At 43.0% G+C, this 19,981-nt stretch carries 19 protein-coding genes; 10 read left to right on the forward strand and 9 right to left on the reverse strand.

The genetic code is table 11. The annotated features are described in order from the left end of the window. Positions 1-42: 42 nt before the first annotated feature. Positions 43-1,557: a GH3 auxin-responsive promoter family protein gene (locus BUW93_RS10950; protein ID WP_081211746.1), complete on the forward strand. Its 1,515-nt coding sequence runs from the start codon at positions 43-45 to the stop codon at positions 1,555-1,557. Positions 1,558-1,644: 87 nt separating this feature from the next. Here BUW93_RS10950 and hemL read toward each other — a convergent pair whose 3' ends face one another. The 4 genes from hemL to BUW93_RS10970 are packed head-to-tail and all read right to left on the reverse strand — an operon-like array spanning position 1,645 to position 5,024. After that, complete coding sequence (gene hemL / locus BUW93_RS10955) at positions 1,645-2,937, reverse strand: glutamate-1-semialdehyde 2,1-aminomutase (RefSeq protein WP_081211747.1); 1,293 nt, start codon at positions 2,935-2,937, stop codon at positions 1,645-1,647. 4 nt (positions 2,938-2,941) lie between these two features. After that, positions 2,942-3,772: a glucosaminidase domain-containing protein gene (locus BUW93_RS10960; protein WP_081211748.1), complete on the reverse strand. Its 831-nt coding sequence runs from the start codon at positions 3,770-3,772 to the stop codon at positions 2,942-2,944. Between the two features lie 4 nt (positions 3,773-3,776). Further along, positions 3,777-4,712 (reverse strand): 1-aminocyclopropane-1-carboxylate deaminase/D-cysteine desulfhydrase, encoded by a 936-nt coding sequence (locus BUW93_RS10965; RefSeq protein ID WP_081211749.1) that lies wholly within the window; start codon positions 4,710-4,712, stop codon positions 3,777-3,779. A 33-nt stretch (positions 4,713-4,745) separates the two neighbouring features. Continuing rightward, a complete protein-coding gene (locus BUW93_RS10970) occupies positions 4,746-5,024 on the reverse strand; it encodes a hypothetical protein (protein WP_317042196.1) in 279 nt (92 codons plus the stop codon). A gap of 80 nt (positions 5,025-5,104) precedes the next feature. Here BUW93_RS10970 and BUW93_RS14960 point away from each other — a divergent pair, with 80 nt between their 5' ends. The 4 genes from BUW93_RS14960 to BUW93_RS10985 all read left to right on the forward strand — a co-directional run bounded on the left by BUW93_RS14960 (position 5,105) and on the right by BUW93_RS10985 (position 9,713). Continuing rightward, positions 5,105-5,275: a DUF5522 domain-containing protein gene (locus tag BUW93_RS14960; protein WP_157893318.1), complete on the forward strand. Its 171-nt coding sequence runs from the start codon at positions 5,105-5,107 to the stop codon at positions 5,273-5,275. 5 nt (positions 5,276-5,280) lie between these two features. Further along, the gene (locus BUW93_RS10975; RefSeq protein WP_081211878.1) at positions 5,281-7,269 is read left to right on the forward strand and encodes a urocanate hydratase; all 1,989 of its coding nucleotides are present in this window, start codon (positions 5,281-5,283) and stop codon (positions 7,267-7,269) included. 17 nt (positions 7,270-7,286) lie between these two features. Further along, the gene (locus tag BUW93_RS10980) at positions 7,287-7,829 is read left to right on the forward strand and encodes a DUF4136 domain-containing protein (protein WP_081211751.1); all 543 of its coding nucleotides are present in this window, start codon (positions 7,287-7,289) and stop codon (positions 7,827-7,829) included. Between the two features lie 126 nt (positions 7,830-7,955). Continuing rightward, positions 7,956-9,713: an aromatic amino acid hydroxylase gene (locus BUW93_RS10985; protein ID WP_081211752.1), complete on the forward strand. Its 1,758-nt coding sequence runs from the start codon at positions 7,956-7,958 to the stop codon at positions 9,711-9,713. A gap of 1 nt (position 9,714) precedes the next feature. On the opposite strand, the gene BUW93_RS10990 is transcribed toward BUW93_RS10985, so the two are convergent. The 3 genes from BUW93_RS10990 to alaS all read right to left on the reverse strand — a co-directional run bounded on the left by BUW93_RS10990 (position 9,715) and on the right by alaS (position 14,212). Continuing rightward, on the reverse strand, positions 9,715-10,329 hold the full coding sequence (locus BUW93_RS10990) for a DUF4230 domain-containing protein (RefSeq protein ID WP_081211753.1): 615 nt from the start codon (positions 10,327-10,329) through the stop codon (positions 9,715-9,717). A gap of 282 nt (positions 10,330-10,611) precedes the next feature. Next, on the reverse strand, positions 10,612-11,547 hold the full coding sequence (locus BUW93_RS10995) for a GSCFA domain-containing protein (protein ID WP_081211754.1): 936 nt from the start codon (positions 11,545-11,547) through the stop codon (positions 10,612-10,614). Between the two features lie 52 nt (positions 11,548-11,599). Then, positions 11,600-14,212 (reverse strand): alanine--tRNA ligase, encoded by a 2,613-nt coding sequence (gene alaS, locus BUW93_RS11000; protein WP_081211755.1) that lies wholly within the window; start codon positions 14,210-14,212, stop codon positions 11,600-11,602. Positions 14,213-14,342: 130 nt separating this feature from the next. Between alaS and BUW93_RS11005 the strand changes: the two genes are divergently transcribed. Genes BUW93_RS11005 through BUW93_RS11025 form a run of 5 tightly spaced genes read left to right on the forward strand, consistent with a single transcriptional unit; the run spans position 14,343 to position 17,491 of the window. Next, on the forward strand, positions 14,343-15,320 hold the full coding sequence (locus tag BUW93_RS11005; RefSeq protein WP_081211756.1) for a M23 family metallopeptidase: 978 nt from the start codon (positions 14,343-14,345) through the stop codon (positions 15,318-15,320). Continuing rightward, the gene (locus BUW93_RS11010) at positions 15,321-15,650 is read left to right on the forward strand and encodes a MerR family transcriptional regulator (protein WP_081211757.1); all 330 of its coding nucleotides are present in this window, start codon (positions 15,321-15,323) and stop codon (positions 15,648-15,650) included. It begins immediately after the preceding gene. A 2-nt stretch (positions 15,651-15,652) separates the two neighbouring features. After that, positions 15,653-16,249, forward strand: a complete 597-nt coding sequence (locus BUW93_RS11015) for a LemA family protein (RefSeq protein ID WP_081211758.1) — start codon at positions 15,653-15,655, stop codon at positions 16,247-16,249. 3 nt (positions 16,250-16,252) lie between these two features. Further along, positions 16,253-16,693, forward strand: coding sequence for a TPM domain-containing protein (locus BUW93_RS11020; protein ID WP_081211759.1), 441 nt, complete (start codon positions 16,253-16,255; stop codon positions 16,691-16,693). Beyond that, on the forward strand, positions 16,694-17,491 hold the full coding sequence (locus BUW93_RS11025; protein WP_081211760.1) for a TPM domain-containing protein: 798 nt from the start codon (positions 16,694-16,696) through the stop codon (positions 17,489-17,491). A 134-nt stretch (positions 17,492-17,625) separates the two neighbouring features. Here BUW93_RS11025 and der read toward each other — a convergent pair whose 3' ends face one another. Together der and era are read right to left on the reverse strand one after the other, a co-directional pair. Beyond that, the gene (gene der / locus BUW93_RS11030; RefSeq protein ID WP_081211761.1) at positions 17,626-18,933 is read right to left on the reverse strand and encodes a ribosome biogenesis GTPase Der; all 1,308 of its coding nucleotides are present in this window, start codon (positions 18,931-18,933) and stop codon (positions 17,626-17,628) included. 115 nt (positions 18,934-19,048) lie between these two features. Beyond that, positions 19,049-19,930 (reverse strand): GTPase Era, encoded by an 882-nt coding sequence (gene era / locus BUW93_RS11035; protein ID WP_081211879.1) that lies wholly within the window; start codon positions 19,928-19,930, stop codon positions 19,049-19,051. Positions 19,931-19,981 lie beyond the last annotated feature (51 nt).

A 19,981-nucleotide genomic window follows, 5' to 3' on the forward strand; every position in this document is an offset into this window, starting at 1 on the left:
CCCCGCTGATGCTTTGTTCAGCGTATAAAGATATAAAGAATAATGCCAATCCCATTAGTAAACTCCGTTGCTTCCTGGTTTCTAAAGAAGCGCATCCATCAGATGGAGTTATTCATAAAATATCCTAACGAGGTACAGGAGGAACTCCTTAAAAACCTGATTAACAAGGCAAAAAACACCGAATTTGGTAAGAAATATGATTTCAGCAGCATAAAAAGCTACGCCGATTTTGCAAGCAGGCTGCCTATTCAGCAATATGAAGATTACCAGGATTGCATAGAGCGCAGCCGCCAGGGAGAAAATAATATCTTCTGGCCTACCCCTATTAAATGGTTTGCCAAGTCCAGCGGTACCACTAATGCCAAAAGCAAGTTCATTCCGGTAAGTGAAGATTCTCTGGAGCTCTGCCATTATAATGCGGGGAAGGACCTGCTTTGCATCTACCTCAATAATAATCCGCAGTCTCAGCTATTCACGGGAAAAAGTCTGCGGTTGGGAGGCAGCAAGAAAATCTACAAAAGTAACGGCACCTCCTACGGCGATCTTTCAGCGATATTAATTGACAATATGCCCTTTTGGGCAGAATACAGCAGCACCCCCAGTAATGATGTCTCCCTCTTGCACGATTGGGAGGTTAAGATGCCTGCCATAGTGAACGAAACTAAAAAAGAAAAAGTCACCAGCCTTGCCGGCGTACCCAGCTGGATGCTGGTCTTACTCAACAATGTGCTGGAGGCAACCGGGAAGGAGAACCTTTTTGAGGTGTGGCCTAACCTGGAGGTATATTTCCATGGAGGGGTTAGTTTTGAACCTTATGGACCGCAATACAACAAGATTCTGCCCAGGGAAGATTTTAGATACTATGAGATCTATAATGCTTCGGAAGGATTTTTTGCCTGCCAGGATAGAAATGATTCTAAAGAGCTCCTCTTAATGCTGGATTACGGGATTTTCTACGAATTTATTACGATGGACACTTACGGAAGCAAGAGTGAAAAAGTAATCCCCCTTTCTGAAGTAGAGACAGGGAAAAATTATGCCGTGGTAATCACTACCAATGCCGGGCTCTGGCGTTATAAGATTGGAGATACCGTACGTTTTACTTCAACCAATCCATACAGGATAAAGGTTTCAGGGAGAACTAAACATCACATCAATGTCTTTGGGGAAGAACTCATTATCGAAAATGCTGAAGAAGCCTTAAAAAAAGTTTCCTTAGTCACCAATTGCGAGATCGTAGATTATACCGTGGCCCCTATCTTTATGGAAGGCAGGGAGAAAGGTGCTCACGAATGGATAATTGAGTTTAAAAATGAGCCCCGGGATTTCGAGCGATTTAAGACTGAATTGGATAAGGCCCTGCAAAGTGTAAACAGTGATTATGAGGCCAAGCGTTACAACAATATGACCCTGAATATGCCAAAAATCCACCAGGCCCGTGAAAAACTTTTTTACGACTGGCTTAAGAAAAACGATAAACTGGGTGGACAGCATAAAATCCCCAGACTTTCGAATTCCAGGGATTACGTAGAAGAATTATTAGAGATGAACAGATAAATAAATAAAGACCGGAAACAGAATTCCCCCAAATAGTTAAGCACTTCTTGGGGGCATTTTTATGAATAGGTCAAAAACCTCTCTTTTTTACCATAAGTTTCCCGAAACTTTATTCACCGCCTCAATGGTTCTATCAAGATCTTCATAAGACAAAGCTTCACTTATAAACCAGGTTTCAAAAGCACTGGGGGCAATATATATCCCGTTTTCCAAAAGGCCGTGGAAGAATTTATTAAAGATTCCGTTGGAGGCCGCTTTAGCCGCCGATTCAAAATCGAAGACAGGCTCATCTCCAAAATGTACCGAGATCATAGAACCCACCCGGTTAATCGTATGAGGCACATCGTTGGCCTTCAGCACCTTTTCAATACCTTGATGAAGGTATTGTGTTTTCTCATCAATACTTTGAAAAATCTCCCTGTTTTGGTCGAGCTCGGTAAGCATTGCAAGGCCCGCAGCCATAGCAAGTGGATTTCCGCTTAGAGTTCCTGCCTGGTATACAGGGCCCACTGGAGCCAGGTAATCCATAATTTCATTCCGGGCTGCGAAGGCGCCAACTGGCAAGCCCCCGCCAATCACTTTTCCAAAGCAGAGGATATCGGCTTTAACCCGAAGCCGTTCCTGCACCCCACCGGGTGCAAGTCTGAAACCGCTCATCACTTCATCGAAAATTAACAAGATATCATTGGCATCACATAATTCCCTCAATCCTTCGAGGAAGCCCTCTCTGGGTGGAATACATCCCATATTTCCGGGAACGGGCTCAATGATAAGGCAGGAAATTTCATCTTTATTTGCTTCGATCACTTCCTTTACGTTTTCCAGGTCATTATATCTGGCAAGTAGGGTGTCTTTCGCTGTACCCTGGGTTACTCCGGGGCTATTTGGAGTTCCGAAGGTAACTGCACCACTTCCCGCCTGGATAAGAAAGGAATCGCTGTGGCCATGGTAGCACCCGGCAAATTTGATAATCTTTTCCTTGCCTGTGAAGCCACGGGCAAGACGCACTGCACTCATCGTAGCTTCGGTACCCGAATTCACAAACCTTATCTTATCGATATTGGGAACCATCTTCACCGCCAGTTCAGCAATTTTAGTTTCAATTTCTGTTGGCGTACCAAAAGAGGTTCCGCTTTTCGCTTTCTCAACCACGGCATCAACCACCGGCTTATGGGCATGACCCAAAATAAGTGGCCCCCAGGAATTGATGTAATCTATAAGTTTATTCCCGTCTTCATCATAGAGATAAGCCCCTTCGGCTTTCTTGACGAAAATTGGGTCCCCCCCAACCGCTTTAAAAGCGCGTACAGGAGAGTTAACCCCACCGGGAATTACTTTTTGGGCGGCGGCAAAGAGTTCGCTGCTTCTTTTATAAATCATATTCTTAATATTCTGATGGTGAAATAATATATAAGATCTGGCCTACGGCTAAGTTCGCATCTTTAAGGTCGTTATAGCGCTGCAGATCTTCTACTGAAATATTGTATCGTTTTGCGATCCCGTAAAGGGTGTCCCCCTTTTCAACACGGTAGGTTAATTCTGAAGGTTCGGGGTTATGTGTATAGCTGGGGGAAGGTCTTTTTAGAACATCGGCATCGTAACGGTAAAGCTCGTAGCGCTCAATAATACCAATAAGTTTTTCAGGATATTTTCTGTCGGTAGCATATCCGGCTTTTCTAAGCCCCCGGGCCCAGGCTTTATAATCATCGGTACTTAAATCAAAAAGGCTGGCATAACGAGCTCTTTCGGTGAGGAACAGCGAGTGATCCCGATAGGAATACCTGGCATCCTTATATTTTCTAAAACATTCCCCGCGGGCATCATCGTCGTGATAGACCCTGGGGCCATCCCAGTCGTGACATTTTATTCCAAAATGATTATTGGCACGGCGGGAGAGATCGCCCTGGCCCGCTCCAGATTCCAGAATCCCCTGGGCAAGAGTAATACTGGCAGGAATATTATATAAACGCATTTCTTCCTGGGCGATACCAGAGAAATCTTTGATATAATCTTCTACGCTATAGCGCCGGGCCGAAGGTTCCAGAATTTCAATTTTCTGATTGCTTAATTCCCGGTGAGTATTGTCGCGGGTTTCCGGCAGTTCTATATGTGGTCCCGAATCATTTTTCTTTTTGGTAACCACCTTCTTCTTACTCCCGCAGGACACCACAAAAACTGCGGCAAAAATCAATAAAAGTATGTACTTTATCCTCATCTTCTTAGTTGATTAAGGGCAGATTCTTTTTACTTAAGGCTTTACTAACACCGGCTATTCCCTGGAGTCCGCCCGTATGTATGGCCAGGATCTTAGACCCGGCAGGGAATTCCCCTTTTTTTATCTGGTCAAAAATACCAAAAACTAATTTTCCCGTATATATGGGATCAAGTGGAATTTGATATTTTTTTTTGAATTTATTAATAAAATTTATCAATTCCGAATTCACCTTAGCATAACCGCCAAAATGATAATTTAGTATTAGTTCCCAGTTGTTTTTGTAGGTGTACTTACGTATTTCTTCAGAAAGGAAATCACCTTTTAATGCCGGAAATCCCAAAATACGCTGATCTTTACCCGAGGCTTTGATTATTCCGGAAATTGTTCCTCCGGTTCCAACCGCGCAGCAGATATAGTCGAATTCTTCGTCGCCGGGACCAAGAATTTCCTTACAACCTTTTACGGCAAGCTCATTGGTACCTCCTTCCGGCAGCATATAAAAGTCACCAAATTTATCCCTTAATTTCTGTTGAAAAGCATCGGTAGTTTTTTCACGGTATTGTTGACGGGAAATGAAATGAAGCTGCATTCCGCAGGAATAAGCAAATTTTAGGCTGGGGTTTCCTTCCAGAGTTTTAGGTAAATCTTCCCCCAGTTCCTCACCCCGAATCACCCCAATGGTTTTTATTCCGGAAATTTTTCCAACCGCCGCTGTGGCCGTAATATGATTGGAATAAGCTCCCCCAAAGGTGAGAATTGTCTCTTTCCTTTGCCGAAGTGCCTCCTGCAGATTATATTTTATCTTTCTGAACTTATTCCCTGAAACTTCAGGATGCAGCTGGTCTTCCCTTTTTATAAAAAGGGAAATATTATTGGGGAAATCAGTGATAAACTGATTTTCAGAAGAAATATCTATCTCAAAATTTAAGGCTGCCGGCATTTTGCAAATATCTCAAAATCATTATCAGAAGGACTATAAAAACTGTAAAAAAGCCCAGAATTTACGTTCAGAAAGATAGTCCTCTTTCATCTCCTGTGTATAAGCTTCCCGCTCAAAACTTATATTTTTATAGGACAAAAAAGTATCCCTGTACTGAACAAGTCTGAAAAGATATTCCATAAAATACCAGATATAAAATGGCAGTATAAAAAGCTCGATTTGTTGTCTAAGGTGGATCTTTTCGTGATTTATAAAATAGTAATCATCTTTGAGCTCCCTGTTTTTAAGGATCACAAAAGGCCAGATGCTCACACCTTTAAACTGTTTGCCAAGCAAATATTTGTTGACGATCAATATCACGCATTCAAGATAAGAAATTGTATTTTTGTGCTATGAGTTTTTTAAAGAAAAGAATCCCATTAGAGGAAGGGGACTACTATCTCACCCCCGAAGGTTACCGCTGCTTTACCGAGCAATATCACTTAAAAAGAGGTTATTGTTGTGAAAGTGGTTGTCGTCACTGTCCTTACGGATACAATAAAAAAACCAATTCCCAAAAATGACAAAACTGAGTTTCAAAGAGCAAATATTACAAGGAATACCAGAAAACTTACCGGCGAAAAAGCCCTATAATGACAAAGTGAACCATGCGCCAAATCGTAAGGAGATACTTTCAGAGGAAGAAAAAAAACTGGCCTTAAAAAATGCCCTCCGGTATTTTGAACCCAGGCATCATAAAGAACTATTAGCTGAATTCAAGGAGGAGTTAGAAAAATACGGGCGCATTTATATGTATCGGTTTAAGCCAGAATATAAAATTTACGCCCGTTCTATACAGGAATATCCTGGTAAAACCCCTCAGGCCCGGGGAATCATGCTAATGATTCAAAACAACCTGGATCCAAAAGTAGCGCAGCATCCCGACGAACTGATTACCTACGGCGGAAACGGGGCTGTTTTCCAGAATTGGGCCCAATACCTGCTTACTATGCAGTACCTGGCTCAAATGGATGATGAGCAAACCCTGGTGATGTATAGCGGGCATCCCATGGGCTTATTCCCTTCGCATAAAAAAGCGCCAAGGGTGGTAGTTACCAATGGTATGATGATTCCCAACTATTCCAAACCTGATGACTGGGAGAAATTTAACGCCCTGGGCGTAACCCAATACGGACAAATGACTGCGGGAAGCTATATGTATATCGGGCCGCAGGGAATAGTGCACGGTACCACCATAACGGTCTTGAATGCCGGAAGAAAAATAGCTAAATCAGGAGAAGGTCTGGAAGGGAAACTATTCGTTACCTCCGGACTTGGAGGGATGAGTGGAGCACAACCTAAAGCCGGAAACATAGCCGGATGTATAACCGTTTGTGCAGAAATAAACCCTAAAGCTACACAAACCCGCCACAGTCAGGGATGGGTAGATGAAGTTATCGATGATCTCCAGGAACTGAGTAGAAGGGTAAAGCAGGCAAAAGAAGATAATGAGGTGGTTTCTATCGCCTACCAGGGGAATATCGTGGAGGTATGGGAGCATTTCGACAGGGAAAAAATTTATATTGATTTAGGCAGCGATCAAACTTCTTTACACAACCCCTGGGCTGGAGGTTATTATCCTGTGGGTCTTAGCCTGGAAGAATCCAATAAAATGATGGCGGAAAAGCCGGAGGAGTTCAAGAAGAAGGTCCAGGATAGTCTGCGCAGGCAGGTGAAGGCCATCAACTCCCACACTGCAAAAGGCACCTACTTTTTCGACTACGGAAACGCATTTTTGTTGGAAGCAGGTCGTGCAGGGGCCGATATTTTTGCAGAAAACGGTAGAGATTTTAAATATCCCAGTTATGTACAGGATATCATGGGGCCAATGTGTTTCGATTTTGGATTTGGTCCTTTTCGTTGGGTGTGTGCCAGCGGCAAGGATGAGGATTTGAGAAAAACCGATGCCATAGCCGCAAAAGTGCTGGAGGAACTGAAAGAGAATTCCCCGGCAGAAATTCAGCAACAAATGGCCGACAATATTAAATGGATTAAAGGAGCAAGGGAAAATAAACTGGTAGTGGGTTCCCAGGCCAGGATTCTCTATGCTGATGCTGAAGGAAGAATAAAAATCGCCAAAGCCTTTAACGATGCCATAAGCCGGGGAGAGATAGGACCAGTGATATTAGGACGGGATCATCACGATGTTTCAGGAACCGATTCCCCCTACCGGGAAACCTCTAATATCTATGACGGCTCCCAATTCACAGCCGATATGGCTATTCAAAATGTTATTGGAGACAGCTTTAGAGGAGCCACCTGGGTAAGCATCCATAACGGTGGTGGTGTTGGCTGGGGCGAGGTTATAAACGGTGGATTTGGTATGATTCTTGAGGGTAATAATGAGTCCGAAGAGCGCTTAAAATCTATGCTTTTCTGGGATGTAAATAACGGAATTGCACGACGAAGCTGGGCCAGAAATGAGGGCGCGGTTTTTACGGCAAAACGCGCTATGGAAATGGAGCCCCGTTTACAACTCAGCATCCCGAATATGGTAGATCCCCGCTTATTAGACTAAACTTAAAAACTACACCTATGAGATTCTTAAAAATTACTCCGGTTATCCTGCTCCTTACAGTTTTTCTTACCTCCTGTAGCAGCGTAAGGGTTGCTTCAGATTACGATCGTGAAGCCGATTTCAATTCTTACCAAACCTACGCATTTTTCAAGCCCGGAATTGATAAAGCTGAAATTTCAGACCTGGACAAAAAGCGAATTCTAAGAGCTATTGAATCGGAAATGCAGGCAAAAGGATTTACCAAGTCTGATAATCCCGATATGCTGGTAAGCATCTTCACCAAAACCAACGAGAACATCAATATTTACCAGAACAATATGATGGGCTGGGGATATGGCTGGGGATGGCATCCCTGGTACTGGGGTTCGGGTTATAATACTGTGAACCGCACCAGCGAAGGTACCCTATACATCGACTTTATTGATGCTGAAGAGAAAGAACTGGTTTGGCAGGGAATGGGCACCGCCGCCCTTGCCCGTGAAGTAAATAAAAAACAGGAAAGGATCAATGAAATAGTTCAGGAGATCCTGGAGAAATATCCTCCCGGCTCAGACCAATAGCCCTAGAAAAATTGTCATAAATGCCCCAACTAAAGGGGCATTTTTAATTTACAGGGGTTTTCATTGACTTATTCTTAATTTCAGGCATAATTCTTTATATTTAGATCAAAATAAAGCCTTGCGATTATGTTAGATCAAATTGAATCCAATGAAATACTGGACAGGCTTCCTGCCCATCTTCAGCAGTACATAAAACCACAAAATTACGAGGATTACACCCCAATAAATCAGGCTGTATGGCGCTATGTGATGCGAAAAAATGTAGACTACCTGAGCAAGGTGGCCCACGAATCTTACCTGCAGGGCCTTCGGCAAACGGGAATTTCAATAGACAGCATTCCCAATATGTATGGGATGAACCGCATTTTACAGGAAATAGGCTGGGCGGCTGTAGCGGTAGACGGTTTTATTCCGCCAGCGGCATTTATGGAATTTCAGGCGTATAATGTATTGGTAATCGCCAGTGATATCCGCCAGCTGGAGCATATAGAATACACTCCCGCCCCCGATATTATTCACGAAGGTGCCGGTCACGCCCCTATTATTGCCAACCCTGAATACGCAGAGTATTTAAGACGCTTTGGAGAGATTGGTTGCAAGGCTATTTCCAGCGCAAAAGATTATGAGATGTATGAGGCAATAAGACATCTTTCTATCATAAAAGAAGCCGAAGATACCCCCCAGGAAGAAATTGAGGCAGCTGAGAAGAAAGTGGATGAGCTTCAGAATAACATGGGCAAACCCAGTGAAATGGCCCAGATAAGAAACCTACATTGGTGGACCGTGGAGTATGGCCTGATAGGCAGCCCTGAAAACCCCAGGATCTACGGGGCTGGCTTGCTATCTTCCATAGGCGAAAGCACCTGGTGTATGACCGATAAGGTAAAAAAGATTCCATATACTATCGAAGCCAGTAAACAGGACTTCGATATCACCAAACCACAGCCACAGCTCTACGTCACTCCTGATTTTGCACATTTAAGCTCGGTGCTGGAAGAGTTTGCCAATAAAATGGCACTTAGACGTGGTGGCCTCTCAGGAATACAGAAATTGATTGAATCGAAAAACTTAGGTACTGTCGAGTTCAGTACGGGACTTCAAATTTCCGGGGATTTTTCACGGGTTATTGAATTTGAAGGTAGACCTGTTTATATACAAACCTCTGGAAAAACCGCGCTCTCTCACCGGGAGAAAGAATTGGTTGGCCACGGGACGAGCACTCACCCCGATGGTTTTGGCTCCCCGATAGGAAGCCTCAAAGGCATCAACCTGGCTATCGAGGATATGAGCCCAAGAGATCTTCGGGCCTATGATATTTACGAAGGAGAGAAAATAGAACTTGAATTTGAAGGCGGAATAAAAGTTTCGGGAGAAATCATTACCGGCACCCGGAATCTGCAAGGAAAAATAATCCTGATAAGCTTTAAAAAATGCAGTGTGACTTATGGTGAGGAAGTCCTCTTTAAGCCCGAATGGGGAAAATACGATATGGCGGTGGGAAAAGAAGTGATCTCGGCCTTTGCCGGCCCGGCCGATGCGAAGTCCTTTGATCTCATTACTCACAAACCCTCGAGCACTACCATTAAAAGCAAAAAAACCCCTGAACGCCAGGAACTGGAAGAACTCTATGCTTCTGTTAGAAACATAAGAGAAGGAAAAAACGCAAAATTCTCTTTACAGGCCGTGCTCGATCTTTTGGTTAAACACCATCCAAACGACTGGCTGCTTAGTTTAGAAATATATGAGCTCACTGCGGGTAAAGATGAAGATCTAGCCAAAGAAGCCTTACAGAACCTGGAAAAGGTTAAAATTAGACGGCCGGATATAAGTCATCTTATCGATGGAGGTTTAGAACTTATCGACGATAAAATTACTGCAGGATAGTTTAGAATTTTAATTCCTCCAGATCTTCAGATTTTGAAAAGCGCTGGTCCCTGTATTCCAGGGTCCAGCCCATCGTGCTGGTAAGAATATATATCTTTTGAAGCTCACTGATCAGTCGATTTTGCGCATTAGATTTTAAGCTTGACCTATCTACTTTTTTCCTTATGGAGGCTTCAATACGGCTTCTAATCTTATTATGGTCTTCGGCTCTAAACTGGTTCAGGTAATCCTGGGTAACATCATAATATTTTATCTCCGGGTTTATCGTGACCTCCTCCTCAGGAATATGCAAAATCCGAACAACTTTATTTTCTTCATCAATTTCAACATCAAGTTTGCTTAGATCGTAGGCAACCGTAGCTTTGGCATTAACCACAATCAAAGCCTTTTTTTGGGCTGAAAAGATATCGAGATAGAATTTACGGGAATCTTTATAAGAATAAACCTGGGAGAAAGTCCCTTCGGTCACCACCAATTTCCCAACGTTCTTTATTTGTTCCTGAAGCAGGCTGGTATCGGCTTCGAGCCGGTCCCGCTCATTATCACGATTTTCAAAATATCTAATTCCAAATACGATAAGAAGTACTACCACAGCACCGATAAGAAAATTTCTCATAAAGCCTTAATTAGAAGAAAAGGGGTTGTTTTCGCAGGATTGCACAAAATTGAAAGTTTAGGCGACTATATAAAATACTTATGGACGGCCCCACCCGTCCATAAGTTAAAACTTCTAAAATCTACCCCAACAAATTTTAGAAAACGAAATTTAATTATCAAAACTTAAACCGGAAACCAGCTTAAAACTCTGAAAGCTAAAATTCTATATAAAAATACAAAATAAAATTATACACAGAATATTTTAAGATGAATTTAAAGCTTGTATAAAGTAAAGAAAATATTAAAATTTTAAGTAAGGATGTTTTTTCAGGAGGTTTTCTTTGAGAAGCCTCAGTTTTTTTAGAAAATTTCTGTGGGCTTCAGATTCCGGATTGAAAGGCCGATGGGCAAGACCTTTTTGTATATTGTCCACCTCAGCTAGTGTAATCATAGCCTCCTCAGAAAACCAGGTTTCAGTAAACCTTTTCCAGATATAATCTATTGCAACCGGAGATGGGTGCAACATATCTTCAGCATAAAAGCGGTAATCCCTAAGCTCATCCATCATAATCTCGTAGGATGGAAAATAAGTTCCTTTTTCTGCAGAATGCAGGGCACTAATAAGGTTAGATTTACTTAACTGGTTCTCCACAAAACCATCCCTGAGGTGCCTGATGGGAGAGATAGTAAAGATTAGCTCTGCTTCAGAATTCAGCTGTCCAATATGCTTTGAAATCTTTTCCAGGTTTTGATTAAGACTTGCTATAGAAGATAATTTCTTCTCAAAGTTCTTTTGGGGAAGCTTATGACAATTGGCCACCGAAAGCCCGGTATCAAGATTCGTATAATTCCAGGCAGTTCCCAGGGTGATCACCACGTGACTCATTTGCTTCACAAAATCCCGGGTTTGCTCAAGCTTTTGATTTAAAGTATCAAGGATTCCTTCCCTATCAGGGTGGCTCAGGCTGGAATGTGCCTCGAAACAGTGCCAGCGCTCGTTATAAAAGAAAACGTCTTCTTCGGAATAATGATAACCCAGGACCACGCGCTCAAGGAAAGTTTCGATAGCCTGTGGATGAAACAAGATCCCAAAAGGATTTTGTAGTTTCCGAATTTTGAAATACTCCAGCCTGGCTCCTATATTTTCAACAAAACAGGAACCCAAAAGCAAGAGCCTGGAATCGTAATCGATCTTTGGCTGTTCTTCCTTAATCGGGATTCGGGTCCTGAATTCCATATTTTTTAAATTTAAACAACTTTCCGGATTATAAAATAAGCCGGGGAGGAGCTTATTTTATATAAGATTTCGACTGCTGAAGTGCTTCATTAAGTCCGGCGGGATTTTTACCTCCTGCGGTGGCAAAAAACGGCTGGCCACCTCCTCCGCCCTGGATATATTTACCAAGTTCTCTCACGATCTGCCCTGCATTAAGACCTTTTTCATTTACCAGATCTTTCGAAATATAACAGCTTAAAAGAGCTTTCCCATTCTGCTCTGTACCAAATAACAGGAATAGATTATCCTTCTCGTCCCCAAGCTGAAAAGCCAGGTCTTTGAGACCACCAGCATCAAGATCTACCATTTTGGCAAGGAAATTAATTCCATTGATTTCTTCTATTTCAGCTTTTAATTCGGTTTTAAGGTTTTTGGCTTTATCTTTCAGCAAGGCTTCCACCTGTTTCTTCAAGGCCGAATTCTCTTCCTGCAAATTACTTACCGCCTTCACCGGATCTTTTGCATTTTTCAATTCATCCTTAATTTCTTCCAGCACCTGGGTTTGTTCAGCAAAATATTCGCGTACAGCATCACCTGTTATCGCTTCTATTCTTCTTATCCCACTGGCCACGGCAGCTTCAGAAGTGATCTTGAAATACCAGATATCACCGGTATTTTTCACGTGAGTTCCCCCGCAAAGTTCCACCGATTCCCCAAAGTGGATAGCCCTTACAGATTCACCGTATTTTTCCCCAAAAAGGGCAATAGCCCCCTGATCCAGCGCTTCCTGGAAAGCAATATTGCGTTGCTCATTCAATGCGATCCTTTCGGCAATTCTTTTATTTACAAATTCTTCTACCTGCTCCAGTTCTTCCTTACTTAATTTACTGAAATGGGAAAAATCAAAACGCAAATAATCACTTTTCACCAGCGATCCTTTCTGCTCCACGTGAGCACCCAATACATTACGAAGCGCCTGGTGCAGGAGATGAGTAGCCGAATGATTGGCAGCAGTTGCCTCCCGCTGGGTTTTATTCACCACCGCCATTAAATCTCCTTCCGGATTATCAGGCAGCTTTTTAGTAAAATGAACAATAAGGTTGTTTTCTTTTTTGGTGTCGAAGATGGGAATCCTATTTCCGTCTGCTTCTTCCAGAAAGCCTTTATCTCCTACCTGCCCCCCACCTTCGGGGTAGAATGGCGTTTGTGTTAGCACCAGCTGATAGACCTCGCCCTGTTTCTTTGTTTCTACCTTGCGGTATCTGGCAATTTTCACATCTGCTTCAAGCGCATCATAACCGATAAAAGCCTCGTCGGCTACAGGATTAATCTCCTGCCAGTCGCCTGCGGTAATTTGCGTTGCTGCACGGGAGCGGTCTTTTTGCTTCCTGAGTTCAGCTTCAAATTTATTTTCATCCAGGTCAAAACCGCGTTCCCTTAAAATAAGTGCGGTAAGATCTATAGGAAAACCAAAGGTATCGTATAATTCAAAGGCCTTCTTTCCCGAAACTTTTTTGCCTTTGGTTTCAGCAATGATATTTTCCAGGCGAACCAACCCCTGATCAAGAGTACGAAGAAAAGACTGCTCTTCTTCTCTTATCACATTTTCGATAAGTTTCTTTTGAGAAACAAGCTCAGGAAATGCCTCTCCCATTTGGCTGCTTAAAGTAGAAACCAGTTTATAAATAAATGGTTCTTTGGTATCGAGAAAGGTGAATCCGTAACGAATTGCTCTTCTCAAGATTCGGCGTATTACGTAACCAGCGCCGGTGTTCGATGGCAACTGGCCATCGGCAATGGAAAAAGCAACTGCCCGAACGTGGTCGGCAATCACTCTAATAGCAATATCGGCTTTTTCAGTCTGGCCGTAAGTGGTATTAGTAATCTTTTCTAACTCGCTAATGAGCGGGGTAAAGACATCGGTGTCGTAATTAGATTGTTTGCCCTGCAACACCATGGAGAGACGCTCAAAACCCATTCCGGTGTCTATATGTTTTGCCGGAAGTTCTTCCAGGGAACCATCGGCTTTGCGGTTGTATTGCATAAAAACCAGGTTCCAGATCTCCACAACCTGGGGATGATCTTCATTCACCAGTTCGCGACCGGGTTGTTTTGTCTTATCGGCTTCTGAACGGATATCGATATGAATTTCAGAACAAGGTCCGCAAGGCCCCTGGTCTCCCATTTCCCAGAAATTATCTTTTTTATCTCCGTAGATAATACGGTCTTCAGGCACTATTTTCTTCCATATTTCCAGGGCTTCAGTATCAAGCCCCAGGCCATCTTCTTCGCTACCTTCAAAAACTGAAATATATAAGTTTTCCTTCTTGATTTTAAAAACTTCTGTAAGCAGTTCCCAGGCCCAGTTAATAGCTTCCTCCTTAAAATAATCTCCAAAACTCCAGTTACCAAGCATTTCAAACATGGTATGGTGGTAGGTATCCATCCCCACCTCTTCCAGATCGTTGTGTTTTCCGCTTACGCGAAGGCATTTTTGGGTATCGGTAACCCGGGTATATTTTGGCAGCGTATTGCCGAGAAAGTATTCTTTAAACTGGTTCATCCCTGCATTGGTAAACATAAGCGTGGGATCGTCTTTTATCACCATAGGTGCCGAGGGCACTATTTGGTGAGATTTCGACTTAAAAAATTCTAAGAATTGGTTACGTATTTCCTGTGATTTCATCAAAACGTTCTAATCTAAAATTTATTAAATTGTGACGGCGTTGAAACAATTTTTATATTTGCTCGTTAGGCCTTTACAGTTTGCACGGTAATTGCTCATAATGGAGGCAAAAATAGCATAAATTTGACTCATGTCGAAGGTTAAATATTATTACGATAGCGAGACGCTTTCCTATAAAAAAATCGAAGGCCGAAAAGGCAGGCGCATAGGGATTATATTTCTAAGTATTTTAGGGTCTTTCCTCGCCGGTTTTCTGCTTTTGGTGTTATATCTCAATATCCCGCAGATTGAAACACCAAAAGAAAAGGCCTTAAAACGAGAGCTTCAAAATATGCAGTTGCAATATGGGCTACTCAACAAAAAAATGGACCAGATCCAGGAAGTTCTGGCCAATGTGGAAGACCGCGACAACAATATTTATAGAATGTACTTTGAGGCCAACCCTATTCCCGAGGAACAGCGACGGGCAGGTTTTGGTGGTATTAACCGGTATCGCAACCTGGAAGGTTTCGACAATTCCAAGCTCATAATTGAAACCAATAAACGAATGGACATCCTCACCAAGCAAATTGTGGTGCAATCTAAATCTCTGGACGAGATCGCAGAGCTTGCAAGGGAAAAAGAGGAACTTCTTTCTGCTGTTCCCGCAATCCAGCCAGTAAAAAACGAGGATCTTAGCAGAATTGCTTCGGGCTACGGATGGAGAACCGACCCTTTTACCAAGGTTAGGAAATTCCATTATGGAATGGATTTTACCGCACCAAGAGGCACGCCTATTTACGCCACAGGAAATGGTAGAGTTAAGCGCGCAGACAATCGTTCTACCGGTTATGGAAATCATATAAGAATTGATCATGGTTATGGGTACACCAGTTTGTATGCCCATCTTCATAAATACAATGTGAGAGTAGGGCAACGCGTTTTGCGAGGGGATGTAATTGGCTATGTGGGTAGCACAGGTAGATCCCAGGCCCCACACCTGCATTATGAGATCTTTAAAGACGAAAGACGTATAAACCCTATTAATTTCTATTATGGACATCTGTCTCCTGAAGAATTTGATGAGGTCTTGAAAAAAGCACAACAGGAAAACCAATCTCTGGATTAAATGCATCTTAACCTACCCGACAAAAGATATTACAGTATTGGTGAAGTAGCCACCGCCTTTAAGGTTAACACTTCGCTAATTCGCTTTTGGGAAAAGGAATTTGATGTTATTAAACCAAAGAAAAATGCCAAGGGGAACCGAAAGTTTACTCCTGAAGACATCAGGAATCTGGAACTTATTTATCATCTTGTCAAAGAAAGAGGATTCACCCTGGAGGGAGCCAAAATCCACCTGAAGGAAGAAGGACATAAAACGCTCAACAATTTTGAAATAATTCGTAAGTTGGAAGGAATAAAAGCAAGATTAACCGACCTTAAAAACCAAATGTAAATATGAAAAAGTGGCTTATCCCGGCAATTATTATTGCCATTGTAGTTTTTGTAATTTATAGTTTTACCGCCGGTGTTAACAATACCGCCGTAGAAAAAGAAGAAAACGCCAAAATGGCCTGGGCCAATGTGGAGAGCTCATACCAACGCCGGAATGACCTTATCGGGAACCTGGTGCAAACCGTAGAAGGAGCTGCCGATTTTGAAAGAGGGACACTTACCGATGTTATAGAAGCCCGCTCCCGGGCTACCTCTGTGAATGTTGATGCCGATAACCTAAGTGCAGCACAGATCCAGCAATTCCAGGAGGCACAAAGCGGAGTAAGTTCAGCTTTATCACGTTTATTGGTGAGTGTGGAACGCTATCCCGACATCAAAGCCAACCAGAATTTCCTGCAGTTACAATCACAGCTTGAGGGTACAGAGAACAGGATTAATGTGGCCCGCGACAGGTATAACGAGGCAGTGGCCGATTACAACACCTATATCAGGGTGTTCCCGAATAATATTTTTGCAGGGATGTTCGGTTTTGAAAAAATGGAGCGTTTCCAGGCTGATGCAGGGGCAGAAAACGCACCAGAAGTAGAATTTGATTTTTAGAAAATGAGTAAGGTAGAGGATTTTTTAAGCAAAAAGGACGAAGAAGAGATAGTAGAAGCTATTCGGATCGCCGAGGGGCACACTTCCGGTGAAATCAGGGTTCACCTGGAAAAATCCTGTGGGGAGAAGGATATATTCGACCGGGCCATGGAGGTCTTTCACCAACTTAAGATGGATAACACCAAAGAAGAAAACGGAGTGCTTATCTATGTAGCCGTAGAGGATCATAAATTTGTAATCTATGGAGACCGTGGTATTAACGAGGTAGTTCCTCCCGATTTTTGGGAAAGCACTAAAGATGCCATCGTAAATCAATTTAAAAAAGGAAAGTTCAAGCAAGGTCTGGTAGACGGGGTACTTAAAGCCGGAAAACAACTGGAAGAGCACTTCCCCTGGTCCCCCGATAACACTAATGAACTTTCCAACACTATTTCAAAAGAATAAATGTTACAAGCCCACTTCAAGTCCATATTCACTATTCTTTTTTCACTGGCCCTGGTATTTTCGGGGTACAGCCAGCGTGACATTCCTCCAAAGCCCTCTAAAGAGACCAGTGTTTATGATGAGGCAGATGTTTTAAGCACGGGGGAAGAACAACGGCTTGAGCAAAAGCTTATCTCCTACGCCGATACAACTTCTACCCAGATTGTGGTGGTCACCATTAAATCTTTGCAGGGAGAATATGAAGGCACCTATGCGGCCCACTGGGCCCAGGAATGGGGCATCGGACAATCGAAAGAAGACAACGGACTTCTGATTCTACTGGCAGAAAACGACCGGAAGATCTGGATCACTACCGGTTACGGACTGGAGGAATACCTTACCGATGCCAGAACCAAACAAATCATAGAACAAATAATTCTGCCGGAATTCAGGCAGAATAATTATTACGGAGGCCTCGACAAGGGAACCACAGCTATTTTCCAGGTATTGGAAGGAACTTTTCAGGGTACACCGCAAGGAAGAGGTAATTCTGAAGGAATCCCTGTACAATTGCTGGTTCTGGGAATCATCTTTTTAGTTATTATCGTATCCTTAGCCAATAAAAACAAAGGCGGACGCAACGGCGGACGCAGAAGCACTGGAGGCACATTACTGGATGCTATTATCTTAAGCTCTCTTGGCCGCGGTACTTTTGGAGGAGGAAGCTCCTCTGGTGGTGGCTTTGGAGGCGGCGGTGGCTTCGGTGGAGGTTTTGGCGGCGGCGGCTTTGGTGGCGGCGGTGCCGGAGGAAGCTGGTAGCTTCAGCCGGCAGAAGACGGTCTCCAGGATTCAGTTGCCCGTGCCTGTTTTTTTCTTTCAACTCCATATTCAGCAAAAAAAATAGCCCGGCATTATTACTGCCGGGCTTCTTTATGTGTAAAATTTATTGACTTTTATTTTTTCCTAAAATAAACAGCTACCGGAACCCCATTAAAATCAAAGTTCTCCCGCAGTTTATTTTCTACAAACCTTTTATAGGGATCGCGTACATACTGTGGAAGGTTACAGAAAAAAGCGAACTGAGGCTGCGGGGTGGGCAATTGGGTACAGAATTTAATCTTTACATATTTGCCTTTATACGCAGGTGGCGGAGTGTGCTCCAGGATTGGCAGCATCACATCGTTAAGTTCGCGGGTTTTAATCTTTTTACTTCGGTTTTCAAAAACCTTGACGGCGGTTTCTATAGCTTTATAGATACGTTGCTTGGTAAGCACCGACATAAATACGATCGGCACATCGGTAAAAGGTTCAATTTCTCTTCTGATCCTGGCCTCAAATTCCTTCATGGTATTGGTTTCCTTATCTTCTACCAGGTCCCATTTATTCACCAGGATTACTATTCCTTTGCGGTTTCTTTCTGCCAGCCAGAAAATATTCTGTACCTGCCCGTCAAATCCGCGGGTGGCATCCAGCACGATCAAACAAACATCACAATTTTCTATAGCGCGCACCGAGCGCATCACCGAATAAAACTCAAGGTTTTCTTTAACCTTGGATTTTCGCCGAATTCCAGCCGTATCTACCAGATTAAATTCAAAACCAAAACGATTGTATTTAGTATCCATAGAATCGCGGGTAGTCCCGGCGATATCGGTTACTATGTAGCGTTCTTCCCCAATAAGTGCATTGATAAAAGAAGATTTCCCGGCATTGGGACGACCAACCACTGCAAAGCGCGGAAGTTCGGACTCCTCCTCGGCTTCCTGTTCCGGAAGGGCTTCGATTAAAGCATCCAGCAAATCTCCGGTACCACTACCATTGGTACTGGCAATTGGAAAATATTCGCCAAGCCCGAGAGAATAAAATTCTACAGCGTTCTCCAGACGTTTATTATTATCTACCTTGTTTACGGCAAGAAATATGGGTTTATCAACTTTTCTGAGCAATTTGGCGACTTCCTCATCCATAGGGGTCACTCCGCTTTCCACGTCTACCATAAAAATAATAGCATCGGCTTCATCAATGGCGAGTTCCACCTGCTTATCGATCTCGGCCTCAAAAATATCGTCGCTGCCTTTAACATATCCCCCGGTGTCGATGAGAGAAAAATTCCTCCCATTCCAGTCAGATTTTCCGTAATGACGATCGCGGGTTACCCCGCTTACCGAATCAACGATCGCCTCCCGGCGTTGAATGAGTCGGTTGAAAAAGGTTGATTTTCCTACATTTGGCCTTCCCACGATAGCAACAATATTGCCCATAGCTTATTCTTTTATTAAAATGCAAAATTAGTGTAAAAAATCGGGTTTAGCTGAAAAGTCTAATCCGCATATTTTTTAGTCTGAAAAACGGGCTTTAGAATACACCCGATCTGATTTAATCGTTATACCCGAAACGTTTGAGCTGTCTCTGGTCGCTGCGCCAGTTTTTATTCACTTTCACGTACAGCTCAAGATGCACCTGTTTTCCGAAAAATTTCTCAAGATCCTTCCGGGCTTCCACTCCTACCCTTTTCAAAGCCGAGCCTTTATGACCAATAATGATTCCCTTCTGGGTATCGCGCTCTACCATAATTACGCTTCGCATCCTGATGATATCCTCTTCCTCATAGAACTCCTGGGTATCGATCTCTACCGAATAGGGGATTTCCTTTTTATAATGCATCAAAATTTTTTCACGTATTATCTCATTTACGAAAAAACGTTCGGGTTTATCGGTAAGGGTATCCTTGGGATAAAATGGCGGTGCTTCTGGAAGAAGTTCTACGATGCGATTAAAGACCTCGGCAACATTAAAACCTTCCAGGGCTGAAACCGGAAATATTTCAGCATTAGGCACCTTATCTTTCCATAGTTCCACCTGGGTTTCCAGTTCAGATTGATTGGATTTATCGATTTTATTCAGAAGTAATAAAACAGGGATCTCGGCCTGGATAATTTTATTGAAAAAAGCCTCATCTTTAAGCTCCTTTTCCCCGATTTCGACCATATAGACCAGCACATCGGCATCTTCGAAGGCAGATTTCACAAAACTCATCATCGATTCCTGAAGCTGATATGCCGGTTTTATAATTCCCGGGGTATCGCTAAGAATCATCTGGAAATCCTCCCCATTTACGATACCAAGAATGCGGTGCCGGGTAGTTTGAGCCTTGGAGGTGATGATAGAGAGTTTCTCGCCCACAAAAGCATTCATCAGTGTTGATTTTCCCACATTGGGATTTCCTATAATATTTACAAATCCTGCCTTATGTGCCATTTTGCTAAAATTTCTTTTGGCAAAAATAACAAGATAAACAGCAACCACATT

The sequence above is a fragment of the Salegentibacter sediminis genome (assembly GCF_002078605.1).
Classification (GTDB): Bacteria; Bacteroidota; Bacteroidia; order Flavobacteriales; family Flavobacteriaceae; genus Salegentibacter; species Salegentibacter sediminis.

Bases quoted from the DNA above. Each gene is read 5' to 3' on its own strand.
- BUW93_RS10950 (WP_081211746.1), top strand. From the start codon at position 43: ATGCCAATCCCATTAGTAAACTCCGTTGCTTCCTGGTTTCTAAAGAAG.
- hemL (WP_081211747.1), bottom strand. From the start codon at position 2,937: ATGATTTATAAAAGAAGCAGCGAACTCTTTGCCGCCGCCCAAAAAGTA.
- BUW93_RS10960 (WP_081211748.1), bottom strand. From the start codon at position 3,772: ATGAGGATAAAGTACATACTTTTATTGATTTTTGCCGCAGTTTTTGTG.
- BUW93_RS10965 (WP_081211749.1), bottom strand. From the start codon at position 4,712: ATGCCGGCAGCCTTAAATTTTGAGATAGATATTTCTTCTGAAAATCAG.
- BUW93_RS14960 (WP_157893318.1), top strand. From the start codon at position 5,105: ATGAGTTTTTTAAAGAAAAGAATCCCATTAGAGGAAGGGGACTACTAT.
- BUW93_RS10980 (WP_081211751.1), top strand. From the start codon at position 7,287: ATGAGATTCTTAAAAATTACTCCGGTTATCCTGCTCCTTACAGTTTTT.
- BUW93_RS10985 (WP_081211752.1), top strand. From the start codon at position 7,956: ATGTTAGATCAAATTGAATCCAATGAAATACTGGACAGGCTTCCTGCC.
- BUW93_RS10990 (WP_081211753.1), bottom strand. From the start codon at position 10,329: ATGAGAAATTTTCTTATCGGTGCTGTGGTAGTACTTCTTATCGTATTT.
- BUW93_RS10995 (WP_081211754.1), bottom strand. From the start codon at position 11,547: ATGGAATTCAGGACCCGAATCCCGATTAAGGAAGAACAGCCAAAGATC.
- alaS (WP_081211755.1), bottom strand. From the start codon at position 14,212: ATGAAATCACAGGAAATACGTAACCAATTCTTAGAATTTTTTAAGTCG.
- BUW93_RS11005 (WP_081211756.1), top strand. From the start codon at position 14,343: ATGTCGAAGGTTAAATATTATTACGATAGCGAGACGCTTTCCTATAAA.
- BUW93_RS11010 (WP_081211757.1), top strand. From the start codon at position 15,321: ATGCATCTTAACCTACCCGACAAAAGATATTACAGTATTGGTGAAGTA.
- BUW93_RS11015 (WP_081211758.1), top strand. From the start codon at position 15,653: ATGAAAAAGTGGCTTATCCCGGCAATTATTATTGCCATTGTAGTTTTT.
- BUW93_RS11020 (WP_081211759.1), top strand. From the start codon at position 16,253: ATGAGTAAGGTAGAGGATTTTTTAAGCAAAAAGGACGAAGAAGAGATA.
- BUW93_RS11025 (WP_081211760.1), top strand. From the start codon at position 16,694: ATGTTACAAGCCCACTTCAAGTCCATATTCACTATTCTTTTTTCACTG.
- der (WP_081211761.1), bottom strand. From the start codon at position 18,933: ATGGGCAATATTGTTGCTATCGTGGGAAGGCCAAATGTAGGAAAATCA.
- era (WP_081211879.1), bottom strand. From the start codon at position 19,930: ATGGCACATAAGGCAGGATTTGTAAATATTATAGGAAATCCCAATGTG.